Source organism: Nocardioides mangrovi (genome assembly GCF_020073815.1).
GTDB classification, from domain to species: Bacteria; Actinomycetota; Actinomycetes; order Propionibacteriales; family Nocardioidaceae; genus Nocardioides; species Nocardioides mangrovi.
Genome location: NZ_JAIQZJ010000007.1, coordinates 228317 through 252250 on the forward strand (window position 1 = coordinate 228317; position 23934 = coordinate 252250).

At 72.6% G+C, this 23934-nt stretch carries 24 protein-coding genes and 1 riboswitch; of the genes, 21 read left to right on the forward strand and 3 right to left on the reverse strand.

What is annotated here, in order from left to right; all coding sequences use genetic code 11:
• Positions 1 to 10: 10 nt before the first annotated feature.
• The gene (locus tag K8U61_RS13640) at positions 11 to 1072 is read left to right on the forward strand and encodes an MBL fold metallo-hydrolase (RefSeq protein ID WP_224123581.1); all 1062 of its coding nucleotides are present in this window, start codon (positions 11 to 13) and stop codon (positions 1070 to 1072) included.
• Here the strand turns inward: K8U61_RS13640 and K8U61_RS13645 are convergent.
• Positions 1062 to 1490, reverse strand: a complete 429-nt coding sequence (locus K8U61_RS13645) for a GNAT family N-acetyltransferase (RefSeq protein WP_224123582.1) — start codon at positions 1488 to 1490, stop codon at positions 1062 to 1064. The two genes, K8U61_RS13640 and K8U61_RS13645, sit on opposite strands and share 11 nt — an antisense overlap.
• 25 nt (positions 1491 to 1515) lie before the next feature.
• A riboswitch (TPP riboswitch) is annotated at positions 1516 to 1624 on the forward strand.
• Between K8U61_RS13645 and K8U61_RS13650 the strand changes: the two genes are divergently transcribed.
• The 6 genes from K8U61_RS13650 (at position 1615) to K8U61_RS13675 (ending at position 9952) form a co-directional block, all read left to right on the forward strand.
• Complete coding sequence (locus K8U61_RS13650; protein ID WP_224123583.1) at positions 1615 to 2664, forward strand: thiamine ABC transporter substrate-binding protein; 1050 nt, start codon at positions 1615 to 1617, stop codon at positions 2662 to 2664. Its footprint overlaps the riboswitch before it by 10 nt.
• Positions 2661 to 4295 carry an ABC transporter permease gene (locus tag K8U61_RS13655; protein ID WP_224123584.1) on the forward strand — a complete coding sequence of 545 codons (1635 nt, stop codon included), beginning with the start codon at positions 2661 to 2663 and terminating at the stop codon, positions 4293 to 4295. Before K8U61_RS13650 ends, K8U61_RS13655 begins: the two co-directional genes overlap by 4 nt.
• On the forward strand, positions 4295 to 5284 hold the full coding sequence (locus K8U61_RS13660; RefSeq protein ID WP_224123585.1) for an ABC transporter ATP-binding protein: 990 nt from the start codon (positions 4295 to 4297) through the stop codon (positions 5282 to 5284). The genes K8U61_RS13655 and K8U61_RS13660 overlap by 1 nt, the downstream gene beginning before the upstream one ends.
• A 27-nt stretch (positions 5285 to 5311) precedes the next feature.
• A complete protein-coding gene (locus K8U61_RS13665; protein WP_224123586.1) occupies positions 5312 to 6346 on the forward strand; it encodes a phosphatase PAP2 family protein in 1035 nt (344 codons plus the stop codon).
• Positions 6347 to 6590: 244 nt separating this feature from the next.
• Positions 6591 to 7907, forward strand: a complete 1317-nt coding sequence (locus tag K8U61_RS13670) for a C40 family peptidase (RefSeq protein WP_224123587.1) — start codon at positions 6591 to 6593, stop codon at positions 7905 to 7907.
• A gap of 80 nt (positions 7908 to 7987) precedes the next feature.
• Positions 7988 to 9952 carry an acyl-CoA dehydrogenase family protein gene (locus K8U61_RS13675; RefSeq protein WP_224123588.1) on the forward strand — a complete coding sequence of 655 codons (1965 nt, stop codon included), beginning with the start codon at positions 7988 to 7990 and terminating at the stop codon, positions 9950 to 9952.
• A 34-nt stretch (positions 9953 to 9986) separates the two neighbouring features.
• Here the strand turns inward: K8U61_RS13675 and K8U61_RS13680 are convergent, their stop codons facing one another.
• Positions 9987 to 10493 (reverse strand): inorganic diphosphatase, encoded by a 507-nt coding sequence (locus tag K8U61_RS13680; protein WP_224123589.1) that lies wholly within the window; start codon positions 10491 to 10493, stop codon positions 9987 to 9989.
• An 88-nt stretch (positions 10494 to 10581) separates the two neighbouring features.
• Between K8U61_RS13680 and dacB the strand changes: the two genes are divergently transcribed.
• From dacB to K8U61_RS25505, 14 genes are all read left to right on the forward strand, one after another.
• Entirely contained in the window at positions 10582 to 11973 is a 1392-nt protein-coding gene (gene dacB, locus K8U61_RS13685; protein WP_224123590.1) for a D-alanyl-D-alanine carboxypeptidase/D-alanyl-D-alanine endopeptidase, read from the forward strand.
• Positions 11970 to 13025 (forward strand): Rv3626c family coenzyme F420 biosynthesis-associated protein, encoded by a 1056-nt coding sequence (locus K8U61_RS13690; RefSeq protein WP_224123591.1) that lies wholly within the window; start codon positions 11970 to 11972, stop codon positions 13023 to 13025. The genes dacB and K8U61_RS13690 overlap by 4 nt, the downstream gene beginning before the upstream one ends.
• Complete coding sequence (gene tilS / locus K8U61_RS13695) at positions 13022 to 14002, forward strand: tRNA lysidine(34) synthetase TilS (RefSeq protein ID WP_224123592.1); 981 nt, start codon at positions 13022 to 13024, stop codon at positions 14000 to 14002. The genes K8U61_RS13690 and tilS overlap by 4 nt, the downstream gene beginning before the upstream one ends.
• Positions 14003 to 14074: 72 nt before the next feature.
• Positions 14075 to 14794 carry an Ig-like domain repeat protein gene (locus K8U61_RS13700; protein WP_224123593.1) on the forward strand — a complete coding sequence of 240 codons (720 nt, stop codon included), beginning with the start codon at positions 14075 to 14077 and terminating at the stop codon, positions 14792 to 14794.
• A 31-nt stretch (positions 14795 to 14825) separates the two neighbouring features.
• A complete protein-coding gene (gene hpt, locus K8U61_RS13705; protein ID WP_224123594.1) occupies positions 14826 to 15377 on the forward strand; it encodes a hypoxanthine phosphoribosyltransferase in 552 nt (183 codons plus the stop codon).
• Positions 15378 to 15610: 233 nt separating this feature from the next.
• Entirely contained in the window at positions 15611 to 17668 is a 2058-nt protein-coding gene (ftsH, locus tag K8U61_RS13710; protein ID WP_224123595.1) for an ATP-dependent zinc metalloprotease FtsH, read from the forward strand.
• A gap of 10 nt (positions 17669 to 17678) precedes the next feature.
• Positions 17679 to 18293, forward strand: coding sequence for a GTP cyclohydrolase I FolE (gene folE / locus K8U61_RS13715; protein ID WP_224123596.1), 615 nt, complete (start codon positions 17679 to 17681; stop codon positions 18291 to 18293).
• A gap of 120 nt (positions 18294 to 18413) precedes the next feature.
• On the forward strand, positions 18414 to 18713 hold the full coding sequence (locus K8U61_RS13720) for a hypothetical protein (protein ID WP_224123597.1): 300 nt from the start codon (positions 18414 to 18416) through the stop codon (positions 18711 to 18713).
• Between the two features lie 56 nt (positions 18714 to 18769).
• Positions 18770 to 19600, forward strand: a complete 831-nt coding sequence (gene folP, locus K8U61_RS13725) for a dihydropteroate synthase (RefSeq protein ID WP_224123598.1) — start codon at positions 18770 to 18772, stop codon at positions 19598 to 19600.
• Positions 19597 to 19971 (forward strand): dihydroneopterin aldolase, encoded by a 375-nt coding sequence (gene folB, locus K8U61_RS13730; protein WP_224123599.1) that lies wholly within the window; start codon positions 19597 to 19599, stop codon positions 19969 to 19971. The genes folP and folB overlap by 4 nt, the downstream gene beginning before the upstream one ends.
• Positions 19964 to 20533 carry a 2-amino-4-hydroxy-6-hydroxymethyldihydropteridine diphosphokinase gene (folK, locus tag K8U61_RS13735; protein WP_224123600.1) on the forward strand — a complete coding sequence of 190 codons (570 nt, stop codon included), beginning with the start codon at positions 19964 to 19966 and terminating at the stop codon, positions 20531 to 20533. Before folB ends, folK begins: the two co-directional genes overlap by 8 nt.
• 10 nt (positions 20534 to 20543) lie before the next feature.
• Positions 20544 to 21029 carry a DUF3180 domain-containing protein gene (locus tag K8U61_RS13740; RefSeq protein WP_224123601.1) on the forward strand — a complete coding sequence of 162 codons (486 nt, stop codon included), beginning with the start codon at positions 20544 to 20546 and terminating at the stop codon, positions 21027 to 21029.
• A 9-nt stretch (positions 21030 to 21038) separates the two neighbouring features.
• Positions 21039 to 21680, forward strand: a complete 642-nt coding sequence (locus K8U61_RS13745) for a hypothetical protein (RefSeq protein ID WP_224123602.1) — start codon at positions 21039 to 21041, stop codon at positions 21678 to 21680.
• Between the two features lie 59 nt (positions 21681 to 21739).
• Positions 21740 to 22822 (forward strand): GNAT family N-acetyltransferase, encoded by a 1083-nt coding sequence (locus tag K8U61_RS25505; RefSeq protein WP_224123603.1) that lies wholly within the window; start codon positions 21740 to 21742, stop codon positions 22820 to 22822.
• Between the two features lie 87 nt (positions 22823 to 22909).
• Here the strand turns inward: K8U61_RS25505 and K8U61_RS13755 are convergent, their stop codons facing one another.
• Entirely contained in the window at positions 22910 to 23932 is a 1023-nt protein-coding gene (locus tag K8U61_RS13755) for an ABC transporter ATP-binding protein (protein ID WP_372454254.1), read from the reverse strand.
• Positions 23933 to 23934: the final 2 nt, after the last annotated feature.

Below are 23934 nucleotides of genomic sequence, written 5' to 3' on the forward strand. Positions count from 1 at the left end.
GGTCCGGCAGGTGACGTCCTCGAGCACTCCGACCGCGTACGCCGTCTCGCCCGACTCCGGCGAGCACTGGTCGAAGGAGGGGGCCTGGAAGGTGACCGACGGGATCCACCGGATCCCGCTCCCGCTGCCCATGGACGGGCTCAAGGCGGTCAACGTCTACGCGCTCGAGACCGACGACGGCCTCACCCTCGTCGACGGTGGCTGGGCGATCGACGTCGCCCGCGACCTGCTCGACCGCTGCCTGCGCGAGGTCGGCTACGGCTTCGGTGACATCCGCCGCTTCCTGGTCACCCACATCCACCGCGACCACTACACGATGGCCGCGGTGCTCGGGCAGGAGTACGGCGCGGAGGTCGCCCTCGGCGCCGGCGAGAAGCCCGGCCTCGACCTGCTCAACAACGTCGAGGAGCTGGACGAGGGTCCCTTCCTCTCCGTGCTGCGGACCGCGGGCGCCCACGAGATCGCGGACGAGTGGGCGGCCGGCCCGCGCGAGCTCCCCGACCCGGCCTGGTGGCAGTACCCCGACCGCTGGCTGACCGGCGACCATCAGCTCACCGTGGGGACGCGCACCCTCGACGCGGTGCACACCCCTGGTCACACGCCGGGCCACTACGTCTTCGCCGAGCAGGCCGCCGGGCTGCTCTTCGCCGGCGACCACGTGCTGCCCACCATCACGCCGTCGATCGGGTTCACCGTGCCGCCGGTGGCCGACCCGCTCGGCGACTTCATGGCCTCGCTGACCAAGGTCCGCGCGCTGCCGGACCTCACGATCCTGCCCGCGCACGGACCGGTCTCGCCGTCCTCGCACGCGCGCGTCGACGAGCTGCTCGCCCACCACGAGCGGCGCCTCGACCTCAGCCTCGCCGCCCTGGCGTCCGGTCCCCGGACCGCCCACCAGGTCGCGCACGAGCTGGCCTGGACGCGCCACGACCACCCGTACGCCGACCTCGACCTCTTCGCCCAGGGCATGGCGTCGATGGAGACCAAGGCGCACCTCGACCTGCTCGCGGCGCAGGGCCGGGCGACCGCCACCGACTCCGAGGCCGGGGTCGTCTACGCCGTCAGCGGCTGAGCCGCATCGGGGTGTGGGGGATCCCGTCCTCCAGGAACTCCGGGCCGTCGGTCGCGAAGCCGAACGTCGCGTACCACCCCGCCAGCGGGGACTGCGCGTCCAGCAGCACGTCGCGCCCCTTGCTGAGCTGGAGCGCGGTCTCCATGACGGCGTCGGCGAGCCCGCGGCCGCGGGCCTGCCGGGCGAGCACGACGCGACCGATCCGCCAGGTCTCGCCGTCGTCGAGCACCCGGGCGTAGCCCAGCACCACGCCGTCGTCGTCGAGCACGACGTGTCGAGTGCCCGGCTCGTCGTCACGACCGTCGAGGTCGGGGTAGGGGCACTCCTGCTCGACGACGAAGACGTCCTGGCGCAGCTTCCACACGGCGTACGCGGTGGAGGCGTCGAGATGGTCGAAGGGGACGCCCAGGATCCGCATGGGCCCAGCCTAGGGATACGCTCGACCCACAAGACAGGGGAGCACGCGCGAGCGTGCTGAGAGTGCGGATCAGCCGCAGACCCTATGAACCTGCCCCGGTTAGCACCGGCGAAGGGAGTCGGAGTTGAGGTATTTCCATGTGGTCGCGCCTGCGCTCGTGCTGGCGCTGGCGGCGACCGGCTGCTCGGCGATCGGCGGTGACAGCGCGAGCGACCAGCCCGCGTCGAAGCGCGTCGTGCTGGTCACCCACGAGTCGTTCGTGCTGCCGAAGAAGCTGCAGAAGCAGTTCGAGGAGGAGTCCGGCTACGACCTGGTGATCCGGGCGTCCGGAGACGCCGGCACGCTGACCAACAAGCTGGTGCTGACCAAGGACGACCCGCTCGGCGACGTGTCCTTCGGCGTCGACAACACCTTCGCGTCCCGGGCGCTCGACGAGGGCGTCTTCGCGTCGTACGACGCGACGCTGCCCGCGGGTGCGGACCAGTACCGCCTGCCGGGCGACGACGACCACGACCTGACGCCGATCGACGACGCCAACGTCTGCGTCAACGTCGACGACACCTGGTTCGACGCCCACCACCTCGCCCCGCCGGCGGGGCTCGACGACCTCACGAAGCCGGCGTACGACGGCCTCTTCGTCACCCCTGGCGCCGCGACGAGCTCGCCCGGCATGGCGTTCCTGCTCGCCACCATCGCGAAGTACGGCGACGACTGGCCCGACTACTGGCAGCGGCTGATGGAGAACGGCACCAAGCTCGACGCGGGGTGGTCGGACGCCTACGAGGTCGACTTCACGCAGGGCGGCGGCAAGGGCGACCGGCCGATCGTGCTGTCCTACGACTCCTCGCCGGCCTTCACGGTCGACGGCGACACGTCGACGACGAGCGCCCTGCTCGACACCTGCTTCCGCCAGGTCGAGTACGCCGGGGTGCTGGCCGGTGCCGAGAACCCCGACGGTGCCGAGGCGTTCATCGACTTCCTGCTCAGCCACGACGTCCAGGCCGCGCTGCCGGACAGCATGTACGTCTTCCCCGTCGACTCCTCGGTGGACCTGCCGGCCGAGTGGGCGCGGTTCGCGAAGCAGCCGACCGACCCGCTCGAGGTCGCGCCGGCCGACATCGCCGAGCACCGCGACGAGTGGCTGCGCGAGTGGAGCGACATCACCTCCCGATGAGACGCGCCCTGTCCTTGGTCGGCCTGGCGGCGGTGCCGCTGGCCGTCCTCGGCGTGTTCTTCGTGCTGCCCGTCAGCGGCATGATCTCGGAGGGCTTCTGGACCGACGGCTCCTTCGACCCCGGCGCGGTCCTGGAGGTGCTGGCCCGGCCGCGCGTGCACCGGGTCATCTGGTTCACGGTGTGGTCCGCCTGTGCCGGTACGGCGGTGTCGTTGCTGCTCGGCGTCCCGACGGCGCACCTGCTGCACCGCCGGCGCTTCCCCGGGCGCCGGGTGCTCCGCGCGCTGCTGGTGGTGCCGTTCGTGCTGCCGACGGTCGTGGTCGGCGTGGCCTTCCGCGAGCTGATCGGCGAGGCCGGCCCGCTCGGCTTCCTCGGCCTCGACGGGTCGGCCGCGGCGATCGTCGCCGGGCTGGCGTTCTTCAACGTCGCCGTCGTGATCCGGGCGGTCGGCGCCGCGTGGGAGTCGCTCGACCCCCGGCCGGCCGAGGCGGCCGCCGCGCTCGGCGCGAGCCCGGCGTACGTCTTCCGGACCGTGACGCTCCCGGCGCTCCGCCCGGCGATCGTGTCGGCGGCGAGCGTCGTCTTCCTCTTCTGCGCCACGGCGTTCGGGGTCGTGCTGACGCTCGGCGGGCTGCGCTACTCCTCGGTGGAGACCGAGATCTACCTGCTCACCACCAACCTGCTCGACCTCCAGGCCGCCGCGGCCCTGTCGATCGTGCAGCTCCTGGCGATCACCGCCCTGCTCGCGATCACGAGCCGGCTGCGGGCCGTGCCGGACCCGACGCTGGCGCGCTCGACCGCGCGGCCGCCGCGGCCGTCGCGCGGGGACTGGCCCGGCATGGTCGCGACCGGCCTCGTGCTGCTCCTGGTCGGGCTGCCGATCGCGGCGCTGGTGGTCGGCTCGCTGCAGGTCGACGACGGCTGGAGCCTCGCCAACTACCGCGCCCTCGACGGCACCGGCTCGCGGCAGGCCCTGCTGGTGCCCGTCACCGACGCGCTCGTCACCTCGCTGCGCACCGCGGTCGACGCGACCTGGATGTCGCTGGGGCTCGGCGTGCTCGTCGCCGTCGTCGTCAGCCGCCGGTCCCGGTCGCGCGCCGAGCGGCGTGCGCGGGGGCTGCTCGACGGCCTCTTCATGCTGCCCCTCGGCGTCTCCGCGGTGACGCTCGGGTTCGGCTTCCTGATCACCCTCGACCGGCCGCCGCTCGACCTGCGCGACTCGCTCCTGCTGGTGCCGATCGCCCAGGCCCTGGTGGCGCTCCCTCTGGTGGTCCGCACGCTCGTGCCGGTGCTCGGCGGCATCGACGACCGCCAGCGCCAGGCGGCGGCGTCCCTCGGCGCCGGGCCGCTGCGGGTCTTCGCCACCGTCGACCTGCCGACGATGTGGAAGCCGCTGCTGGCGGCGGCCGGCTTTGCCTTCGCGGTGTCGCTGGGGGAGTTCGGCGCGACGTCGTTCCTGGCCCGTGACGACCACCCGACGATGCCGATCGTGATCTTCCACCTGATCGGCCACCCGGGGGCGATGAACTACGGCATGGCGCTCGCCGCCTCCGTCGTCCTCGCCGCCTGCACCGCGGTGGTGATGCTCGTGGTCGAGCGGCTCCGGGTCCCGACGGTGGGGGCCTTCTGATGCTCTCCCTCCGCGACGTCTCCGTCTCGTACGACGGCGCGCCGGCGCTCCTCGACGCCTCGCTCGACCTCGCCGACGGCCAGGTGCTCGCCGTGCTCGGCCCGAGCGGGTCCGGCAAGTCCACGCTGCTGCGGGCGATCGCCGGGCTGGAGCCGTCGTCCGGCCGGATGAGCTGGGACGGCGACGACCTCGCCGGCGTCCCGACGCACAAGCGCGGCTTCGCCCTGATGTTCCAGGACGGCCAGCTCTTCGGGCACCTCACGGTCGCCCGCAACGTGGGCTACGCGCTGCGGCTGCGGCGTACCCCCGACGCCGCCGCGCGGGTCCGCGAGCTGCTCGCGCTGGTCGGTCTCGAGGGCTACGAGGACCGGCTGCCGGCGACCCTGTCCGGCGGCGAGCGGCAGCGCGTCGCCCTGGCCCGCTCGCTCGCCGTGCGGCCGCGGCTGCTGCTGCTCGACGAGCCGCTCTCGGCCCTCGACGCCGGCCTGCGCGGGCGGCTCGCCACGGACCTGGCCCGCATCCTCCGCGAGGCCGGCACCACGGCGTTGATGGTCACCCACGACCACGAGGAGGCCTTCGCGGTGGCCGACCGGCTGGCCGTGATGCGCGACGGGCGGATCGTCCAGCAGGGCGGGATCGGTGAGGTCTGGCAGGCGCCGGCGGACGCGGCGACCGCGCTCTTCCTCGGCTACGCGCGGGTCCTCGACGGTGAGGCCGCCCACACGCTCCTGCGGGCCGCGGGGCTGCCGGTGGGCACGGACGCGGTCGCCGTACGCCGCTCCGCGCTGGCGGTCGCCGACGCGGGACCGCTGGCGGGGACGGTCTCCTCCGCCCGCGTGACGCCGGGGCAGATCAGGCTGGTCGTCGACGTCGACGGCCTGGGCGAGGTCGACGCCGTCGCCCGCCTCGACACCCACGCGGCGCCGGGGGACGAGGTCGTGCTCGGGGTCGACGCCTCGCGGCTGGCCGCGATACCTGCGGGCCATTGACTGGTCACCATCCCTACACTGGCGGGCGTGTATCGCCGCGCCTGGACCCTGCTCGTGGTCAACGCCATCGCCATGGGCATCTGGGCGGCGATCACGGCCTGGTACGTCGGCCGGCCGCTGATCGACCCCGACGGCAGCTTCCTCGGCCCGGCGTTCGTCCGGCTCCCGATCCTCTGCTTCGGCGCGCTCTTCCTCGACCTCGTGCCCCGCGCCGTCTGGATCTCCCGCGGCCGCCCCGCCCGGTGGCCGGAGCTGATCCGGGACCGGTGGCGCTCGCATTGGTCCCGGGAGCGGCTGCTGCTGGTGCTGCTCGGCATCGCCTGCTTCTACGTGATCTACGTCTGCTACCGGAACCTCAAGTCGTTCCTCCCGCTGGTGAGCGGTCGGATGTACGACCGCGAGCTGCACTCGCTCGACCGGGTGCTCTTCTTCGGGCACAACCCCGGCACCGTGCTCCACCAGCTGCTCGGCACGGACTTCACGGCGCACTTCCTGTCGAACTTCTACCTGCTCTTCATCCCGATGGTCGCGATCATGGTGACCGTCTGGCTGGTGTGGTCGCGCAACCTCTCCTACGGCTGGTGGTTCGTCACCTCGCAGGGCATCGCGTGGACGCTCGGCACGATCTCCTACTACGCGTTGCCGACCATCGGCCCGGGCCTGGAGTACCCCTACCTCTACAACCTCGCCCACACCGGGACCACCGACCTGATGAACTCACTGGTCAACGCGCGGCAGGGCGTCCTGTGGGGCGACGGCCAGGCGCAGACCGTCGCCGGCTTCGCGAGCCTGCACACCGGCATCGGCCTGCTCTGGGCGCTGATGGTGCAGTTCACCGTCCGCAACCGGATCATCCGGACCGCGTTCTGGGTCAACTTCGGTCTCATCGTCGTGGCCACCCTCTACTTCGGCTGGCACTACATCGCCGACGACATCGCGGGCGTGATGATCGCCTTCATCTCCTTCTACGTCGGCGGCCTCGCCAGCGGTCAGAAGTTCGACAAGCACGGCCTCGCCTCGCACCCGACGACGACCACCTCGCACGTCCCCGTCGACCGCTGAGGCCCCTGCGCCCAGGCGCGGTAGTCCCGCACGTTCTCGCGGTCCGGCGGTCCTCGCGACCGCGAAAACGTCCGGGACTACGCCACTCTCGCGAAAGTTACAACGGTGTAGTTCGTCAAGGCGACACGCCGGTGACGGAAGAAAAAGTTGGGGAAAATGTTCCCAATGTGACGAAAGTTCTCTAACGTGCTGCGAGTGCCGCATGGGGCGGCATCCCTGAAGGGGTCTCGAAGGGGGCAGCTCGGTGCGAGTGCTCGGTGTGTCGGCGACGCTCGTCCTGGCCCTCTCCGTCGGCGGTCTCACGGCCGGCGTGGGCTCCGGCCTCGCCCTGGCGGACGACCACACGACGCCGTCCAAGCAGGACGTGCGCGACGCCAAGGCCGACGCGGTCCACGCGGCCGACGACGTCGCCGGCGTCCAGGCCCAGCTCGTGCTCGCCAACCAGCGGCTCCAGCAGTCGTCGGTGGTCGCGGCCCAGGCGGCCGAGGCCTACAACGGCGCCCGGTGGCGGGCCGCTCAGGCCCGCAAGGCCGCGCGGGAGGCCCAGCACCGCGCCGCGGTCGCCGCGGCCGACGTCGACCGGCAGCGCGACGCCTACAGCAGCGCGGTCGTGCGCTCCTACGAGATGTCGCCCGGCCTGACCACCCTCGCCGCGATCGTCCAGTCCGACGGCATCGAGACCGTCGCCCAGCACACCGCGACGCTCGACGCCGCCGAGGGCGCGATCGGCGGGCGGTACGACGACTTCCGGGCCGCCTCGACCCTCGCCCAGGTCGCGAGCGACCAGGCCGCCGACGCGCAGGACGACGCCGAGCAGGCCGCCCAGGACGCGCTGGACGCGAGGCAGGCCGCGCAGGACGCCGCCGACGCGGCCGCCGCCGAGGCGCAGCGGATCGCCGACCAGAAGACCACGCTCGTCGCTCGCCTGGCCGACCTGCAGCACGTCAGCGTCCAGCTCGCCCAGCGCCGGCAGTCGGACCTCGAGCGCAAGGCCGCCGAGGCGGCGGCGAGGGCCGCCCAGCACGAGGCCGAGCAGCAGGCCGCCCAGGCGGCCCAGCAGGCGAAGGACGACGCCGGCGACCAGCCGAGCCAGGAGCCCACGCAGGAGCCGAGCGACGACCCGTCGACGCCGAGCACGCCCACCACCCCGACGACCCCCACCACCCCGACGACCCCGAGCACCCCCACGGCCCCGGCCGCCGGCGCCGCCGCGGCCATCGCCTTCGCCCGCAGCCAGATCGGCGACCCGTACGTCTGGGGCGCCGCCGGGCCGAGCTCGTGGGACTGCTCCGGCCTCACCATGGGCGCCTGGCGCGCCGGCGGCATCTCGCTGCCGCACTACTCCGTCGCGCAGTACGAGCAGTCCACCCCGATCAGCGCGAGCCAGCTCCAGCCCGGCGACCTGGTCTTCTGGGGATCGTCGAGCAGCCCCTCGTCGATCTACCACGTCGCGCTCTACGTCGGCGGCGGCCGGATCATCCAGGCGCCGCGCACCGGCGAGGACGTCGAGGAGACCTCGATGTACTACTGGATCGCCCCCAACTTCTACGCCCGCCCCTGAGTCGCCGGGCCCGGCCGAAGCGAGCCGAAGCGGTACAGATCACTCGCTTGGCGCGCGTCCGGGATGGGTATCCGTCCGGCATGGCCACCGACACCGCCGTGCCCCCCGTGACCGCGGGCGCGCCCACCCCCGAGGTCGACGTCCCCGCCCTGACCACGCTCCTCGACGGGGAGTACGCCGAGATCCGCGACCTGGTCCGCAGCAACCTCGCGACGTACGCCTCCGTCCTCGAGGACGCCGAGGAGCTCGGCGTCGACGAGTTCCGCGAGCGGGTCCGCGAGCTCGTGGTCGAGATGGCCGCGACCGGACAGACCGGCATGGGCTTCCCGGAGGAGTACGGCGGCGGTGGCGACATCGGTGCCTCGATCGCGGCGTTCGAGACCCTCGCCTACGGCGACCTGTCGGTCCTGGTGAAGGTCGGCGTCCAGTTCGGCCTCTTCGGCGGCGCGATCCTCCAGCTCGGCACGAAGCACCACCACGACGCCTACCTCGCCGACCTCGTCAGCGGGAAGCTGATGGGCTGCTTCGCGATGACCGAGACCGGCCACGGCTCCAACGTGCAGGCGCTCGGCACGGTCGCGACGTACGACGCGGACACCCAGGAGTTCGTGATCACCACGCACGGCGAGCAGGCCCGCAAGGACTACATCGGCAACGCGGCCAAGCACGCCGAGCTCGCCGTGGTCTTCGCGCAGCTCGAGATCGACGGCACCTCGGAGGGGGTCCACGCCTTCGTCGTCCCGGTGCGCAAGGACGGGAAGGTCCTCGACGGCGTCACCATCGAGGACGACGGCCGCAAGATGGGCCTCAACGGCGTCGACAACGGCCGGATCTCCTTCGCCGGCGTCCGGGTGCCGCGCGAGGCGCTGCTCAACCGCTTCGCCGACGTGTCGCCCGAGGGCGTCTACGAGAGCTCGATCGACAACCCCAATCGGCGCTTCTTCACGATGCTCGGCACCCTCGTGCAGGGTCGGGTCTGCGTCGGCGGCGCCGGCATCAACGCGGCCAAGGTGGCGCTGGCGATCGCGACGAAGTACGCCGTACGCCGCCGGCAGTTCGAGGCCGCCTCGGACACCGAGGAGCAGTTGCTCCTCGACTACGGCATGCACCAGCGCCGGCTGCTGCCGCTGATCGCCCGCACCTACGCGCTGCACTTCGCCCAGGACGTCGTCCGCACCCAGCTGCACCAGGTCTTCTCCGGCATCAAGGACGACGAGCACACCCGCCGCGAGCTCGAGGGCCGCGCGGCCGGCACCAAGGCGCTCGGCACCTGGCACGCGACGCGGACCATCCAGGAGTGCCGCGAGGCGTGCGGCGGCGCGGGCTACCTCGCGGTCAACCGGTTCGCGGCGCTCAAGGCCGACAGCGACATCTTCACGACGTTCGAGGGCGACAACCACGTGCTGCTCCAGCTCGTGGCCAAGGGCCTGCTGACCGACTACGCCAGCGAGTTCGAGGACATGGACCAGCTCGGCATGGTCCGCTTCGTCACCAACCTCGCCGTCGAGACCGTCATCGAGCGCACCTCGGTCCACAAGCTGCTCGAGCGGGTCCGCGACCTGCTGCCCGGCGGCGACGAGTGGGACCAGGAGGCCGGCCTGCTCGACTCGGAGTACCAGCTCGCCATGCTCCGCTTCCGCGAGGAGCACATGCTGGCCGGCGTCGCCCGCCGCCTCAAGCGCGGCATCGACCAGAAGATGAACCCGGGCGTCGTCTTCTCCTCGGTCCAGGACCACGTCATCGCCGCGGCCAACGCCCACGTCGAGCGGCTCGTCCTCGAGGCCTTCGTCGACCGGGTCGAGTCGCTGGAGGACGGCGACAACAAGGTCGCCCTGCGCCTGATCTGCGACCTCTTCGCACTCACCACGATCGAGGCCGACCGGGCCTGGTTCATGGAGCACGGCCGCCTGACCGTCGTCCGGTCGAAGTCGATCAGCCGCGAGGTCAACCGGCTCTGCCGCCAGGTCCGGCCCATCGCCGTCGACCTCGTCGACGCCTGGGCGGTCCCGGTGGAGATGCTCCGGTCGCCCGACCTGCTCGCGTGAGTTTCGTCGGCCGGCCGACGAAACTCCCTCGGGGTCAGTGACCCTCGGTCTTGAACCGCTCGAACGACGCGTGCACCTCGGCCTCGGCCTCGGTCCGGCCGACCCACTCGGCGCCCTCGACCGACTTGCCGGGCTCGAGGTCCTTGTAGACCTCGAAGAAGTGCTGGATCTCGAGACGGTCGAACTTCGACACGTGGGAGATGTCGCGCAGGTGCTCCTGGCGCGGGTCGGTCGCGGGGACGCAGAGGACCTTGTCGTCGCCACCGGCCTCGTCGGTCATCCGGAACATGCCGATCGCGCGGCAGCGGATCAGGCAGCCCGGGAAGGTCGGCTGCTGGAGGATCACCATCGCGTCGAGCGGGTCGCCGTCCTGGCCGAGGGTGTTCTCGATGTAGCCGTAGTCGGCCGGGTAGGCCGTCGAGGTGAAGAGGGTGCGGTCCAGCCGGAGCCGACCGGACTCGTGGTCGACCTCGTACTTGTTCCGCTCGCCCTTGGGGATCTCCACCAGCACGTCGAACTCGAGCACGTCTTCCTCCGCCATCGGCCTACAAGATCGGGTGACCCACGCGTGGGGTCTGGGTCAGTCTCGCGCACAATGGCCGCAAACAGGGAGTCGGAAGGGGTGCCAGGTGGGGAGACGTGACGCACACCACGGCTCCCGGCTCGCGTTCTGGCTGCCGGTCGTGCTCGTCCTGGCGATCCTCGCGGCCGCCGGTACGACGTACTGGCTCGGTCGCGACGACACCCCGGAGGCCGACACCCCCGCCGAGGTTCCGCCTCCCGCGGGCCTCGACCTCCCCACGATCGGCGACCCCGCCGCGGTCGCGGACCCGGCCACGGGCACGCCCGCGCCCCACCGGGTACGCCGCGCCCTCGCGCCGCTCCTGACCGACGACGACCTCGGCGGACACGTCCTCGCCACGGTCGCCGGCCTGGACGGGACGCTCCTCTACTCCGACGGCACCGGCGAGGCCGTCCCCGCCTCGACGCTCAAGCTGTTGACCACCACCGCCGCGCTCGAGGTCCTTGGTCCCGACCACACCTTCGCGACCACCGTCGTCGCGGACGGTGCCCGGCGGGTCGTGCTGGTCGGCGGCGGCGACCCGCTGCTCGAGGCCGGCGACCTCACGACCCTCGCCCGGAAGACCGCCCAGGCGCTGCCTGCGGGCGCACGCGTGAAGGTCGGGTTCGACACCAGCCTCTTCAGCGGACCCGACGTCAGCCCGCACTGGCCGGCCAGCTACATCTCCGAGGGCGTGGTCGCGCCGATCCAGCCGCTCTGGATCGACGAGGGTCGCACCGAGGCCGGCTACGGCCGCGTGGCCGATCCGGCCGCGACGGCCGCAGACCGGTTCGCCGCCGCGCTCGCCAAGGCCGGCGTCCGGACCACCGGCGACCCCGCCCCCGCGACCGCTCCCGCCGGCGCCGCCGAGCTCGCGCGCGTCGACAGCGAGCCGCTCGACCGGATCGTCGAGCACACCCTGGAGACCAGCGACAACGAGGCCGCCGAGGTGCTGGCCCGCCAGGTCGGGATCGCCACCTCCGGCACCGGCTCCTTCGCCGCCGGCGCCCGCGCGGTCGTCGACACCCTCGACGACCTCGGTGTCCCGACCGACGGCGCCCGCGTGTACGACGGCAGCGGCCTGTCCCGCGACGACCGCGTCGACCCCGACACCCTGACCGCGGTGCTCGAGACCGCGAGCAGCGACGACCACCCCGAGCTCCGTTCGGTGATCACCGGGCTGCCCGTCGCCGGCTTCACCGGCTCGCTCACCGAGCGCTTCACCGAGGCCCGCGACGACCAGGGCCGCGGGCTGGTGCGCGCGAAGACCGGCACGCTGACCGGGGTCAGCAGCCTGGCCGGCATCGTCACCGACCGGACCGGGGCCCCGATGGTCTTCGCCCTCATGGCCGACGACATCGACGTCCTCGACACCCTCGACGCCCGGGCCGCCCTCGACGCCGCGACCAGCGCGCTCGCCGCCTGTCGTTGTGCGGCGACGGGTACGGTCGGCCCATGACCTCGACGGCAGCCGGCGGCGACGCGGGCATGGTCGACTGGCGGCTCGCCGTCTCGATCGGCTCCCGCCTGGCCGGCGAGGGCCCGCAGGTCTCCCGGCAGGACGCCGCCGCCGTGGTCGCGGAGCTCCGTGCGGACGCCGACCGCTCGACCGGGCTGGTGCGCGACTTCACCGGACTGGTCGTCGCCGAGCGGACCGCACCCGTGGTGGTCGTCGACCGCGCCGGGTGGGTGCAGGCCAACGCCGACGGGTTCGCGGTCGCCCTCGGCCCCGTCGTCGACAAGCTCACCGGCAAGGACGGCCGCACTCCGTCCGGCCTGGCCCGCGCGATCGGCTCCCGGGTCACCGGCGCGGAGGTCGGCGGGGTCCTCGGCTTCCTGGCCGGCAAGGTGCTCGGCCAGTTCGAGCCGTTCCACGCGCCGGCCGGCCGGCTGCTGCTGGTGGCCCCCAACATCGTCCACGTCGAGCGCGAGCTCGGCGTCGATCCCCATGACTTCCGGCTCTGGGTCTGCCTCCACGAGGAGACCCACCGGGTGCAGTTCACCTCGACCCCGTGGCTCGGCGACCACCTCCTCGGCCAGATGCACGCGCTCGCGGACTCGCTGGAGCCGTCCGGCTTCTTCGACGACGGGCTGGGCCGGGTGCTGGAGGCGATCCGCGACGGCGCCCGCGGCACCAGCCTGGTCGAGGCGGTCGGCAGCCCGGAGCAGAAGGAGATCATCGACCGGGTCACCGGCGTCATGTCGCTGCTCGAGGGCCACGCCGACGTCGTCATGGACGGCGTCGGCCCGACCGTGATCCCGACGGTCGCCGACATCCGCAAGCGCTTCAACCGCCGCCGCAAGGGCGTCGGCGTCCTCGACCGCGTGCTGCGCCGCGCGCTCGGCCTCGACGCCAAGATGGCGCAGTACCGCGACGGCGCGACGTTCGTCCGCGGTGTCGTCGACAAGGTCGGCATGGCCGAGTTCAACGCGATCTGGGAGCGCCCCGAGAACCTCCCGACCAAGGCCGAGATCGCCGACCCCCGGGCCTGGGTCAGCCGAGTGCTGTGACCCTGCACCCGTCGGTCGCCGCCGTACGCCGCGCCGTCCGGCAGGGTCTGGCCGACGTCGACCCGGGCCGGGTCGTGGTCGTGGCCTGCTCCGGCGGCGCCGACTCCCTCGCGCTGGCCGCGGCCACGGTGTTCGAGGCCCGCGCCGCCGGCTGGCGGGTCGTCGGCGCGACCGTGGACCACGGACTCCAGCCGGGCTCCGCCGCGCAGGCCGCGCGGGTGGTCGAGCAGCTCGCCGCGATCGGCGTCGACGAGACCCTCTCGGCGCGCGTCCACGTCGAGGGCGCCGGTCTCGGGCCCGAGGCGGCCGCACGCCGCGCCAGGTACGCCGTGCTCGAGGAGGTCGCCGAGCGCTTCGACGCCGCCGCGGTGCTGCTCGGGCACACCCGCGACGACCAGGCCGAGACGGTGCTGCTCGGCCTGACCCGCGGCTCGGGCGGGCGGTCCCTCGCCGGCATGCGCCGGGCCTTCGACTGCTTCCGCCGCCCCCTCCTCGACGTCGCCCGCGACGACACGGTGACCGCCTGCCAGGTCGAGGGCCTCGAGGTGTGGGACGACCCGCACAACGAGGACCCCGGCTACACCCGGGTCCGGGTCCGCCGGCGGGTGCTGCCGATGCTCGAGGACGAGCTCGGCCCCGGCGTCGCCGACACCCTCGCCCGGACCGCCGACCAGCTCCGCGGCGACATGGACCTGCTCGACGACACCGCCGAGGCGGCGTACGCCGACCTCGCCGGTCACGGCCTGCCCGTCGACGGGCTGCTGGCCCTGCCGTCCCCGATCCGGCGTCGGGTGCTGCGGATCGCCGCCCTCGACGCCGGCGCCCCGGCCGCGGAGCTCTTCCACGGGCACGTGCTCGCGATGGACACCCTGCTCACCGACTGGCGGGGGCAGAAGTGGGTCGACCTCCCGGGCCACCTGTGCTTCCGCAGGGTGGACAGTCGCCTCGAGTTCGTGGAGCAACCTGTCAGATCCTGAGACAGCCCGCCGATCAGGCAGTCACACTGTCCACGCCGGGGTGTCCCGGCCGCCGCCTGCCCAGGAGCCTCCATGCACGTCCGTACCGTCGTGGCCGCCGTCGCGGCCGCCGGCCTCTGCGTCGTCCCGTTCGCGATGTCCGCCGACGCGGCGACCTCGCACCCCCAGGCGACCGCGGCCGCCCCGCACGCCGCGGCGAGCAGCCCGCTGATCAAGGGCGTCGTCGTCGACCAGAGCGGCAAGGCCATCGACGACGTGAAGGTGCAGGCCCTGGACAAGAAGGGCAAGCCGGTCGCCTCCGCCCTCACCTACGCCAGCCAGTGGGCGAGCGGCCCGCAGCACGGCTTCTTCTTCGTCGAGGTCGGCGCGAAGGGCACCTACAGCCTCACCCTCTCCAAGAGCGGCTACGACACCCGGACCATCAGTGGTCTCGAGGTCACCAAGCGCCGCCTCGCCCTCGGCGAGCTCACGCTCAAGAAGACCCTGCCCAGCACGAAGACGACGGCCGAGCTCTCCGACAAGTCGATCACGACCAAGGAGAAGGGCGAGATCGAGGTGAAGGTGTCGACCTCCGCCACCAAGCGCCCCACCGGTGACATCGAGATCCTCGAGGGCCGCCGGGTCGTCGGCGAGGCCACGCTCAAGGCCGGCGCGAAGGGCGAGGTCTCGGTCGTGCTCGACAAGCTCGGCGTCGGCTCGCACCACCTGGTCGCCAGCTACCTCGGCAGCTCGAGCCTGAAGGCCTCGAAGTCCGGCTCGGTCACCCTGGTCGTCAAGAAGCCCCGCCGCTGAGGTCCCGGCGGGAGCAACTAGGCTTCCCGCCATGGACTCTTCCGACGTGGAGAACGACCTGGTCAACGTCCTCTACACCGAGGAGCAGATCCAGGGTCGGCTGGCCGAGCTGGCCGCACAGATCGAGGTCGACTACGCGGGCAAGGACCTGCTCATCGTCGGCATCCTGCGGGGTGCGGTGATGGTGATGGCCGACCTGGCGCGCAGCTTCAGCCGGCACCTCGAGATGGACTGGATGGCGGTCTCGTCGTACGGCTCCGGGACGAAGTCCAGCGGCGTCGTCCGGATCCTCAAGGACCTCGACACCGACATCTCGGGCCGGCACGTCGTCATCGTCGACGAGATCATCGACACCGGCCTGACCCTGTCGTGGCTGACCTCCAACCTGACCTCGCGCAACCCTGCGAGCGTCGAGATCTGCACGCTGCTGCGCAAGCCCGAGGCGCTGACCATGCCGGTCGAGGTCAAGTACGTCGGCTGGGACATCCCCAACGAGTTCGTGGTCGGCTACGGCCTGGACTACCGGGAGCGCTACCGCAACCTCCGCGACATCGGCACCCTGGCGCCGCACGTCTACAGCTGATCGGCGAGCAGCGACTCCTCGCCGAGTCGGCGCCATCTCACCCTCGAGCCGGCGCCGATTCTCCGGGGTCGGGTGAATCAGCGCCCACTCGTGGGTGAATCAGCGCCGACTCGACCTGATCGACCGGGCCCGACGCCCCGGCGCCCAGCGCTGGACCGGCCTGCGACAATGGGACCGGTGACGCGTACCCGTGTACCGTCGACCGTTCCGATGAGCTCGTCCGAGAGAAGCCTGTGAAGCGCATATTCAAGGGTCCCTGGCTGTGGATCGTCCTCGCCGTCGTCGGCGTGCTCCTCGCCCTCCAGTACCTCGCCCCGAACGGCGGGTACAAGGAGGTCGAGGCGTCCAAGATGCAGGACTACATCACCTCCGGCGAGGTGAAGGAGATCACCTTCGTCGACGGTGACCAGCAGATCAAGGCCACCCTCCAGGACGGCGACAAGGTCACGGCCTACTGGCTCGACGGCACGCAGGCGACGCTGCAGGACGAGGTCCAGAAGCAGGTCGACGACGGCAAGACCGAGCAGTACACCGTCGACATCGCCAAGCCGAGCCTGCTCGGCTCGATCCTGGCGACGCTGCTGCCCTTCGCGCTGATCATCCTGCTCTTCCTCTTCCTGATGAACCAGGTCCAGGGCGGCGGCCGCGGCGTCATGCAGTTCGCGAAGTCGCGGGCCAAGCTGATCACCAAGGACATGCCGAAGACGACGTTCGCGGACGTCGCCGGCTGCGACGAGGCCATCGAGGAGCTCGGCGAGATCAAGGAGTTCCTCCAGGAGCCCGCCAAGTTCCAGGCCGTCGGCGCCAAGATCCCCAAGGGCGTGCTGCTCTACGGCCCTCCGGGCACCGGCAAGACGCTGCTGGCCCGCGCGGTCGCCGGCGAGGCCGGCGTGCCGTTCTACTCGATCTCCGGCTCCGACTTCGTCGAGATGTTCGTCGGCGTGGGTGCCTCCCGCGTCCGCGACCTGTTCGAGCAGGCCAAGGAGAACGCGCCCGCGATCGTCTTCATCGACGAGATCGACGCCGTCGGCCGCCACCGCGGCGCCGGCATGGGCGGCGGCCACGACGAGCGCGAGCAGACCCTCAACCAGCTGCTGGTCGAGATGGACGGCTTCGACGTCCGCGGCGGCGTCATCCTCATCGCCGCGACCAACCGGCCCGACGTCCTCGACCCGGCGCTGCTGCGCCCGGGCCGCTTCGACCGCCAGATCCAGGTCGACGCCCCCGACCTCGCCGGCCGCGAGATGATCCTCAAGGTCCACGCCCGCGGCAAGCCGCTGGCGCAGGACGTCGACCTGCTGTCGGTCGCGCGGCGTACGCCGGGCTTCAGCGGCGCCGACCTGGCCAACGTGCTCAACGAGGCCGCGCTCCTCACCGCGCGCAACAACGAGAAGCTGATCACCAACCAGGCCCTCGACGAGGCCATCGACCGCGTGATCGCCGGTCCGCAGCGGCGTACCCGCCTGATGAGCGAGAAGGAGAAGCTCATCACGGCCTACCACGAGGGCGGCCACGCCCTGGTGGCCGCGGCGCTGCCGGGCACCGACCCGGTCCACAAGATCACGATCCTGCCGCGCGGCCGGGCGCTGGGCTACACGATGGTGCTGCCCGACGAGGACAAGTACTCCCAGACCCGCTCGCAGATGCTCGACTCGCTGGCCTACATGCTGGGCGGCCGGGCCGCGGAGGAGCTGATCTTCCACGACCCGACGACCGGCGCCGGCAACGACATCGAGAAGGCCACCAACGTGGCCCGCGCGATGGTCACCCAGTACGGCATGACCGAGCGGCTCGGCGCGATCAAGCTCGGCGACTCCAACTCCGAGCCGTTCCTGGGCCGCGACCTCGGTCACTCGCGCAACTACTCCGAGGACGTCGCCGCGATCGTCGACGAGGAGACCAAGAAGCTCCTCGCGACCGCGCACCAGGAGGCCTTCGAGATCCTCGAGGAGAACCGCGACGTGCTCGACGCCCTCGTGCTCGAGCTCTTCGACAAGGAGACCCTCGACAAGGAGCAGGTCGCCCGGATCTTCGAGCCGCTGCGCCGTCGCCCCGAGCGGCCCGCGTGGACCGGCTCCGACGAGCGCGTGCCCTCGACGATCCCGCCGGTCGAGATCCCGCAGTGGATCCGGGACCGCGCGATCGCCAACGGCCAGCCGCAGCCGGGCCAGCCCGGTCAGGAGGGCTCCGGCCAGGTGCTGACCCCGCCGGGTGCCGGTGGCGACGTGCACGGGCCGGGCGCCGGTGGTGCCCCGGGGAGCCCTCCGACCCCTCCGGGTCCCACCACCTAGGCGTCCACCGATGACCGACTCGATCCGGCCGGACACCCGCCTGCCCGCGGACATCCCGGCGTTCGACCACGAGCGCGCGGAGGCCGCCGTACGCGAGCTGCTGATCGCGATCGGGGAGGACCCCGACCGCGAGGGCCTGCACGACACCCCGGCCCGGGTCGCGCGCGCGTACGCCGAGCTGACGGCCGGCCTGCGGATGTCGCCCGAGGACGTGCTCACGACGACCTTCGACCTCGGCCACGACGAGATGGTCCTGGTCCGCGACATCGAGCTGTGGTCGATGTGCGAGCACCACCTGGTGCCCTTCACCGGGGTCGCGCACGTCGGCTACATCCCGGCCGCGACCGGCAAGATCACCGGCCTCTCGAAGCTGGCCCGGCTGGTCGACGTCTACGCCAAGCGCCCGCAGGTCCAGGAGCGGCTGACCACGCAGGTCGCCGACGCCCTCATGGAGCTCCTCGAGGCGCGCGGCGTGATCGTCGTGATCGAGGCCGAGCACCTCTGCATGACCATGCGCGGGGTCAAGAAGGCCGGCGCCCGCACCATCACCTCCGCCGTCCGCGGCACCATGCGCTCCAACGCCTCCACGCGCGCCGAGGCGATGGCGCTCATCCACCGCCGCTGACGGCCGCCGAGCGGGTTTCCCCGGCTGGCCGGGGAAACCCGCCCGACTCGCGGGTCTGGCACGGCGTGTCGGGCGGGTTCTGGCTGACCACCCCCGCGATCTCCGCGTCAGACTGGCGCGGTGGAGGCTCACGAGCTCAGCAGCGCGATCGTCGCCTACCTGGGCTGGGGCACGTCGCCGCGGCCAGGGGCTCACGAGTCCGCGGTCGCGGCCTGCGCCCGATCGTCCTCTCCGGGCGGGCTGGTCGACCGGGTCCGCGCGATCGTGGCCGAGTCGCTCGCCGTACCCGTCGACTGGGAGTCGCTGAGCCTGGCCGACGCCGGCCGCGCGGTCGCGGCCGGGATGGGTGCCCGGCACCCCGAGCTCGACCAGCCGGCACTCGATGCGCTCGCCTGGAGCTTCACCTACGCCTGGCGCTGAGCCGGAACCCGCGACCGCCAGGCCCGCGATCCGCGCCCGCCGCTAGGGTCGTGCGCATGCCGTCGACCCCGCTCCTCATGGGCGTCGTCAACGTCACCCCCGACTCGTTCAGCGACGGTGGGAGGTGGCTGCGCCCCGACGCCGCGATCGCGCACGGGCGCGAGCTGCTGGCCGACGGCGCCGACATCCTCGACATCGGCGGCGAGTCCACCCGGCCCGGCGCCACCAGGCCGCTGGTCGAGGAGGAGCTCGGTCGCGTGATCCCGGTGATCACCGAGCTCGCGGCCGGCGGCGCGACCGTCTCGGTCGACACCATGCGCGCCGAGGTCGCCCAGGCAGCGGTCAGCGCCGGCGCCCGGATCGTCAACGACGTCTCGGGCGGGCTCGCCGACCCCGCGATGCTCGACACCGTGGCCGCCACCGACGCGACGTACGTCGCGATGCACTGGCGCGCCCACGCCGACCACATGCGTGACTTCGCCGTGTACGACGGGCCGGGCGGGGTCGTCGCGGCCGTCCGCGACGAGCTGGCGCAGCGCGTCGAGGCGATGCGGGCCGCCGGCATCCCCGACGACCGGATCGTGCTCGATCCGGGGCTGGGGTTCGCCAAGCGGCCGGAGCACAACTGGCAGCTGCTCGCCGACCTCGGCTCGCTGCAGGCGCTCGGCCTTCCCCTGCTGGTGGGTGCGAGCCGCAAGTCCTTCCTCGGTACCCTCCTCGCGGCCGGCGGGCACTCCCGCCCCGTCGGCGAGCGCGAGCACGCCAACACCGCGCTCACCGTGCTGCTCGCGCAGCAGGGGGTGTGGGGGCTGCGCGTGCACGACGTACGCGCCGCCCACGACGCCGTGCGGGTGCTGACGCGACTGGAGCAGGAGGAGCAGGGATGACCGACGAGCTGGCCGTGCTCGGCATCGAGTGCTACGGCCACCACGGCGTCTTCGACTTCGAGAAGCGCGTCGGTCAGGTGTTCGTGATCGACCTCGTGCTCGGCATCGACACCACCCCTGCGGCGGCCTCCGACGACTTGCGAGACACCGTCGACTACGGAAGTCTCGTCGCGCAAGTGAAAGCCGCCGTGGAGAACGACCCGGTCGACCTGATCGAGACCCTGGGCCAGCGGATCGCGGACGTCTGTCTCTTGGACAGCCGTGTTGAATGGGCTCGGGTGACCGTTCACAAGCCGGACGCACCCATCGAGGCGACGTTCTCGGACGTCGTCCTGACGATCACCCGGAAACGTGAGGGCCCCCGTGACTGAGACCCCCAATCCCCACATCATCGACGCCGACACCCTGACCGGCGAGATGCGACCGATCCGACGGGCCGTGCTGGCCCTCGGGTCGAACCTGGGGGAGCGGATGGCCAGCCTGCAAGGGGCCGTCGACGCCATCGCCGACACCCCCGACGTGTGGGTCACCGGTGTGTCCCCGGTCTACGAGACCGAGCCGGTCGACAGCCCGGCCGACGCGGACAAGTACCTCAACGCCGTCGTCCTCATCGACACCACCCTCGCGGCCTCCCGGCTGATGGACCGCGCGCTGGCGATCGAGGACGCGTTCGACCGCGAGCGCAGCGAGGTCCACAACGCCCCGCGCACCCTCGACGTCGACCTGATCGTCGTCGGCGACCGCCGCAGCGACGACGAGAGCCTCCGGCTCCCGCACCCGCGGGCGACCGAGCGCGCGTTCGTGCTCAAGCCGTGGCTCGACGTCGACCCGGGTGCGGAGTTCCCCGACCTCGGGCCGGTGTCCGACCTGCTCGAGAAGACCGACCAGAGCGGCATTGTCCTGCGCGAGGACCTCGTCCTCGAGGTCCAGTGACGCCCCGCCCGTGAGCGCCGACCCCTCCGGCGAGGAGCCGTCACCGGGGCGGCTGCGCCCCACCTCCGCCGGCACGCTCACGCTCTGGGCCGTCGTCGGCCTGATCGGCGGCTGGGTCCTGCACCCGCTCACCGAGCGGGTCGGCACTCCGCCGGTCGTCACCTGGGCCCAGCCGCTCGCGCTGGCGCTGGTCGCCGCGATCCTGGGCGCGACGGCGTACCTCACCTGGCGCGCCGTCCACGTCCAGCACCACCTCCTCGAGCCGCACCGCGCGGTCAACCGGCTCGTCCTCGCCCGCTCCTGCGCGCTGGTCGGCGCGCTGGTCGCGGGCGGCTACGCCGGGTACGCCGTGAGCTGGATCGGCGTCGACGCCGAGCTCGCGGCCCAGCGGGCCTGGCGCTCGGCCGCGGCCGCCCTCGCCGGCGTGGCGATCGTCATCGCGGCGGTCGCCCTCGAGCGCGCGTGTCGCGTCCGTTCCGACGATCCGGACGCCTAACGTGGTCCCATGGCTTCCCCCCAGGCTCCTGCCGGTGACCGGTCTCCCAGCCGGTCGAGCCGGCGACGTCAGCGCAGCACGCGCCTGACCGTCGCCGTCGCGCTGCTCGTCGTCGCCGCCCTCGTGGTCGTCGGCGCGATCGTGAGCGGGTCGTGGCTCCTCGTCACGCTCGCCGCCGTCCTCGGCGTCGCGCTCGGCGCGGCCGCCACCCGGATCACCCACGCCGAGCTCGCGGTCACCCGGCGCGAGGCCGCCCGCGACCGGGCCGAGCAGGCTCAGGCCTACCGCCGGCTCACCGAGGAGCGCAGCGTCGAGCACGCGGCGTTCGTCGACACGATGCAGACGCGCGCCGCCCGCCAGGAGACCGCGATCCACGAGCTCGAGGACGCCCTCACCCAGGCGCAGCACCGCGCCGCCGAGGCGACCCGCAAGATGGGCGCCGAGGCCCGCCGGGCCGACGCCGCCGAGCGGGCCGGGGCCGACAACGCCCGCGAGCTGGGCGACCGCCTCGCCGAGGCGCAGGAGCAGGCCGCCGAGGCCGTCGTCCGCGTCGCCGAGCTCGAGCAGGAGCTCGACGTCGTCCGCGCCGAGCTCGAGGCCGTCACCGTCGCCTGGCGTGAGGCGGAGGCCTCCCAGCGCAAGCGCGCCTGAGAGTTCCGCGACACCCGGGACAGGTTTCCCAACCCGTCCCGGTCGGGCATCGTTGCGGGGTGATCCCCGAGCAGAACCGGTTCGAGAGCGACCCCGACGAGGCCCTGGAGGCCGATCCCCGACTCCCCGCAGGGTGGACGGTCGACACCCCCGACCCGGCGGACCGGTTCGACGTCGCCCGGCTGACCCACCTCCTCCGTGACCACGAGCGCCACGGCCGCGGCTGGGCGGGGTCCGGTGTCGACGACGTCCTGGTCGAGGTCTCCGAGCACGGCCTGAAGATGCGCGAGAACGTCGTGGTCCGCGACCCGGACGGCGACATCCACGCCTGGGGCAGCGTCCACGACCGGTCGGTCGGCCGGATGCTCTTCGTCCACGTCGTCCAGCGCGACCTGCCCGGCGACGTCGCGGACCGCTGCTCGGAGGTGCTCTTCGACTGGGCCGCCGCGCAGGCCCGCAGCGTCGGGGCCGCCCGCGGCCTCGAGACCCAGCAGATCGACACCGGCGCCTTCCAGGGCGACGACCGTCAGGCCCGCTGGCTCTCCGGCGCGGGCTTCGAGCGGGTCCGGACCTGGTGGCAGATGAGCCGCTCGGTCACCCTCGACGAGGTCGAGCTGGTGCCCGACCCCCGGCACTGGTCCGCGGACGGGGTGGTCTTCCGGCTCGTCCGCCGTACCGACGCCTCGCTGCCCGACGAGGGCGACCTCCGGGAGGTCCACGAGGTCCTCGAGGGCGCGTTCGTCGACCACTTCAACTCCAGCGAGGAGACGTTCGAGGAGTTCGTCCACCGCCTGCGCGAGGACCCCGGGCACCGCTGGGACCACTGGTGGCTCGCCGAGCTCACCGACGAGGACGAGCCCCAGCCCGTCGGCGCGCTGGTCGGCACCGTCTCCGAGAGCGCCCACGGCCCCGACGGCTCCTACGTGTCCTACCTCGGCGTCCTCGAGGCCGCGCGCGGACGCGGCGTGGCCAAGGGCCTGCTGCGCACGATCATCGCCGATGCCGCCCGCCGCGGCCGCGACCGCGTGGGCCTCGAGGTGGACGCCGACTCACCGACCGGCGCCGCCGGCCTCTACACGTCGATGGGCTGGACGACGAAGTACGTCACCGAGTCCTGGCACCTCGACGTTCCGGTCGGCTAGGGCGCCAAGTCGGTAGTCCCGTACGTTCTCGTGGTCGGGAGCGCTCCCAGACCACGAAAACGTGCGGGAGTACGCACCTCTGCCCGATCAGGCGGTCGACATCTCGGCCAGCGCGGCCCGCAGCGCCTGGTGCACCCCGTCCGGGGTCAGCACGCCCACCACCTGGGCGCCGTCCCGGACCGCGACCATGCCCCGGTCGTGGCGCAGCAGCACGGCGAGCGCCTCCCCGAGGGTCGCGTCGACGTCGATGGCGGCGCCGAGGTCGCCGACGCGTACGCCGTCGACCGGCTGCACGTGGGCCGGGTCGAGCGGGATGACCGCCAGCCGGCGCAGCCCGGAGGTCGAGCCCACGAAGTCGGAGACGAAGTCGTCGGCCGGCCGGCCCAGGAGCCGGGCGGGGGTGTCGAACTGCGCGAGCCGTCCCCCCACCGCGAAGACCGCGACGCGATCGCCGAGCCGCACCGCCTCGTCGATGTCGTGGGTGACGAAGACGACCGTCACGCCGAGCTCGTCCTGCAGCCGCAGGAACTCGTCCTGCAGCCGGGTCCGGACCAGCGGGTCGACCGCGCCGAACGGCTCGTCCATGAGCAGCAGCGTCGGGTTGGCCGCCAGCGCGCGGGCCACGCCGACCCGCTGCTGCTGGCCGCCGGAGAGCTGGTGCGGATAGCGGTCGGCGTACGTCGCGGGATCGAGCCCGACCAGCTCGAGCAGCTCGGTCGCGCGGGAGCGGGCCGTGGCCTTGGACTCGCCGTGCAGCAGCGGCACGGTCATCACGTTGGCGATGATCTTCTGGTGCGGGAAGAGCCCGACCTGCTGGATGACGTAGCCGATGTCGCGGCGCAGCCGGACCGGGTCCTGCCGGGTCACGTCGCGCCCGTCGATCTCGATGGTGCCGCTGGTCGGCTCGATGAGCCGGTTGATCATCTTCAGCGTGGTCGACTTGCCACATCCCGACGGACCGACCAGGCAGACCAGCTCGCCCCGGCGTACCTCCAGATCGAGCTCCTGGACCGCGACCGTGCCGTCGTCGTAGGTCTTGCCGACGCCCGACAGGCGGATCATCACCTCGTCGCCGTCCACCGATGGGCCTGCCGAGGAGGTAGCGTCCATGC

Coding starts and splice junctions, on each gene's coding strand:
- K8U61_RS13655 (WP_224123584.1), top strand. CDS start 2,661: ATGAGACGCGCCCTGTCCTTGGTCGGCCTGGCGGCGGTGCCGCTGGCC.
- folP (WP_224123598.1), top strand. CDS start 18,770: ATGCCGTCGACCCCGCTCCTCATGGGCGTCGTCAACGTCACCCCCGAC.
- K8U61_RS13755 (WP_372454254.1), bottom strand. CDS start 23,932: ATGGACGCTACCTCCTCGGCAGGCCCATCGGTGGACGGCGACGAGGTG.
- K8U61_RS13700 (WP_224123593.1), top strand. CDS start 14,075: ATGCACGTCCGTACCGTCGTGGCCGCCGTCGCGGCCGCCGGCCTCTGC.
- K8U61_RS13690 (WP_224123591.1), top strand. CDS start 11,970: ATGACCTCGACGGCAGCCGGCGGCGACGCGGGCATGGTCGACTGGCGG.
- K8U61_RS13680 (WP_224123589.1), bottom strand. CDS start 10,493: ATGGCGGAGGAAGACGTGCTCGAGTTCGACGTGCTGGTGGAGATCCCC.
- K8U61_RS13645 (WP_224123582.1), bottom strand. CDS start 1,490: ATGCGGATCCTGGGCGTCCCCTTCGACCATCTCGACGCCTCCACCGCG.
- K8U61_RS13675 (WP_224123588.1), top strand. CDS start 7,988: ATGGCCACCGACACCGCCGTGCCCCCCGTGACCGCGGGCGCGCCCACC.
- hpt (WP_224123594.1), top strand. CDS start 14,826: ATGGACTCTTCCGACGTGGAGAACGACCTGGTCAACGTCCTCTACACC.
- folB (WP_224123599.1), top strand. CDS start 19,597: ATGACCGACGAGCTGGCCGTGCTCGGCATCGAGTGCTACGGCCACCAC.
- K8U61_RS13660 (WP_224123585.1), top strand. CDS start 4,295: ATGCTCTCCCTCCGCGACGTCTCCGTCTCGTACGACGGCGCGCCGGCG.
- folE (WP_224123596.1), top strand. CDS start 17,679: ATGACCGACTCGATCCGGCCGGACACCCGCCTGCCCGCGGACATCCCG.
- K8U61_RS13745 (WP_224123602.1), top strand. CDS start 21,039: ATGGCTTCCCCCCAGGCTCCTGCCGGTGACCGGTCTCCCAGCCGGTCG.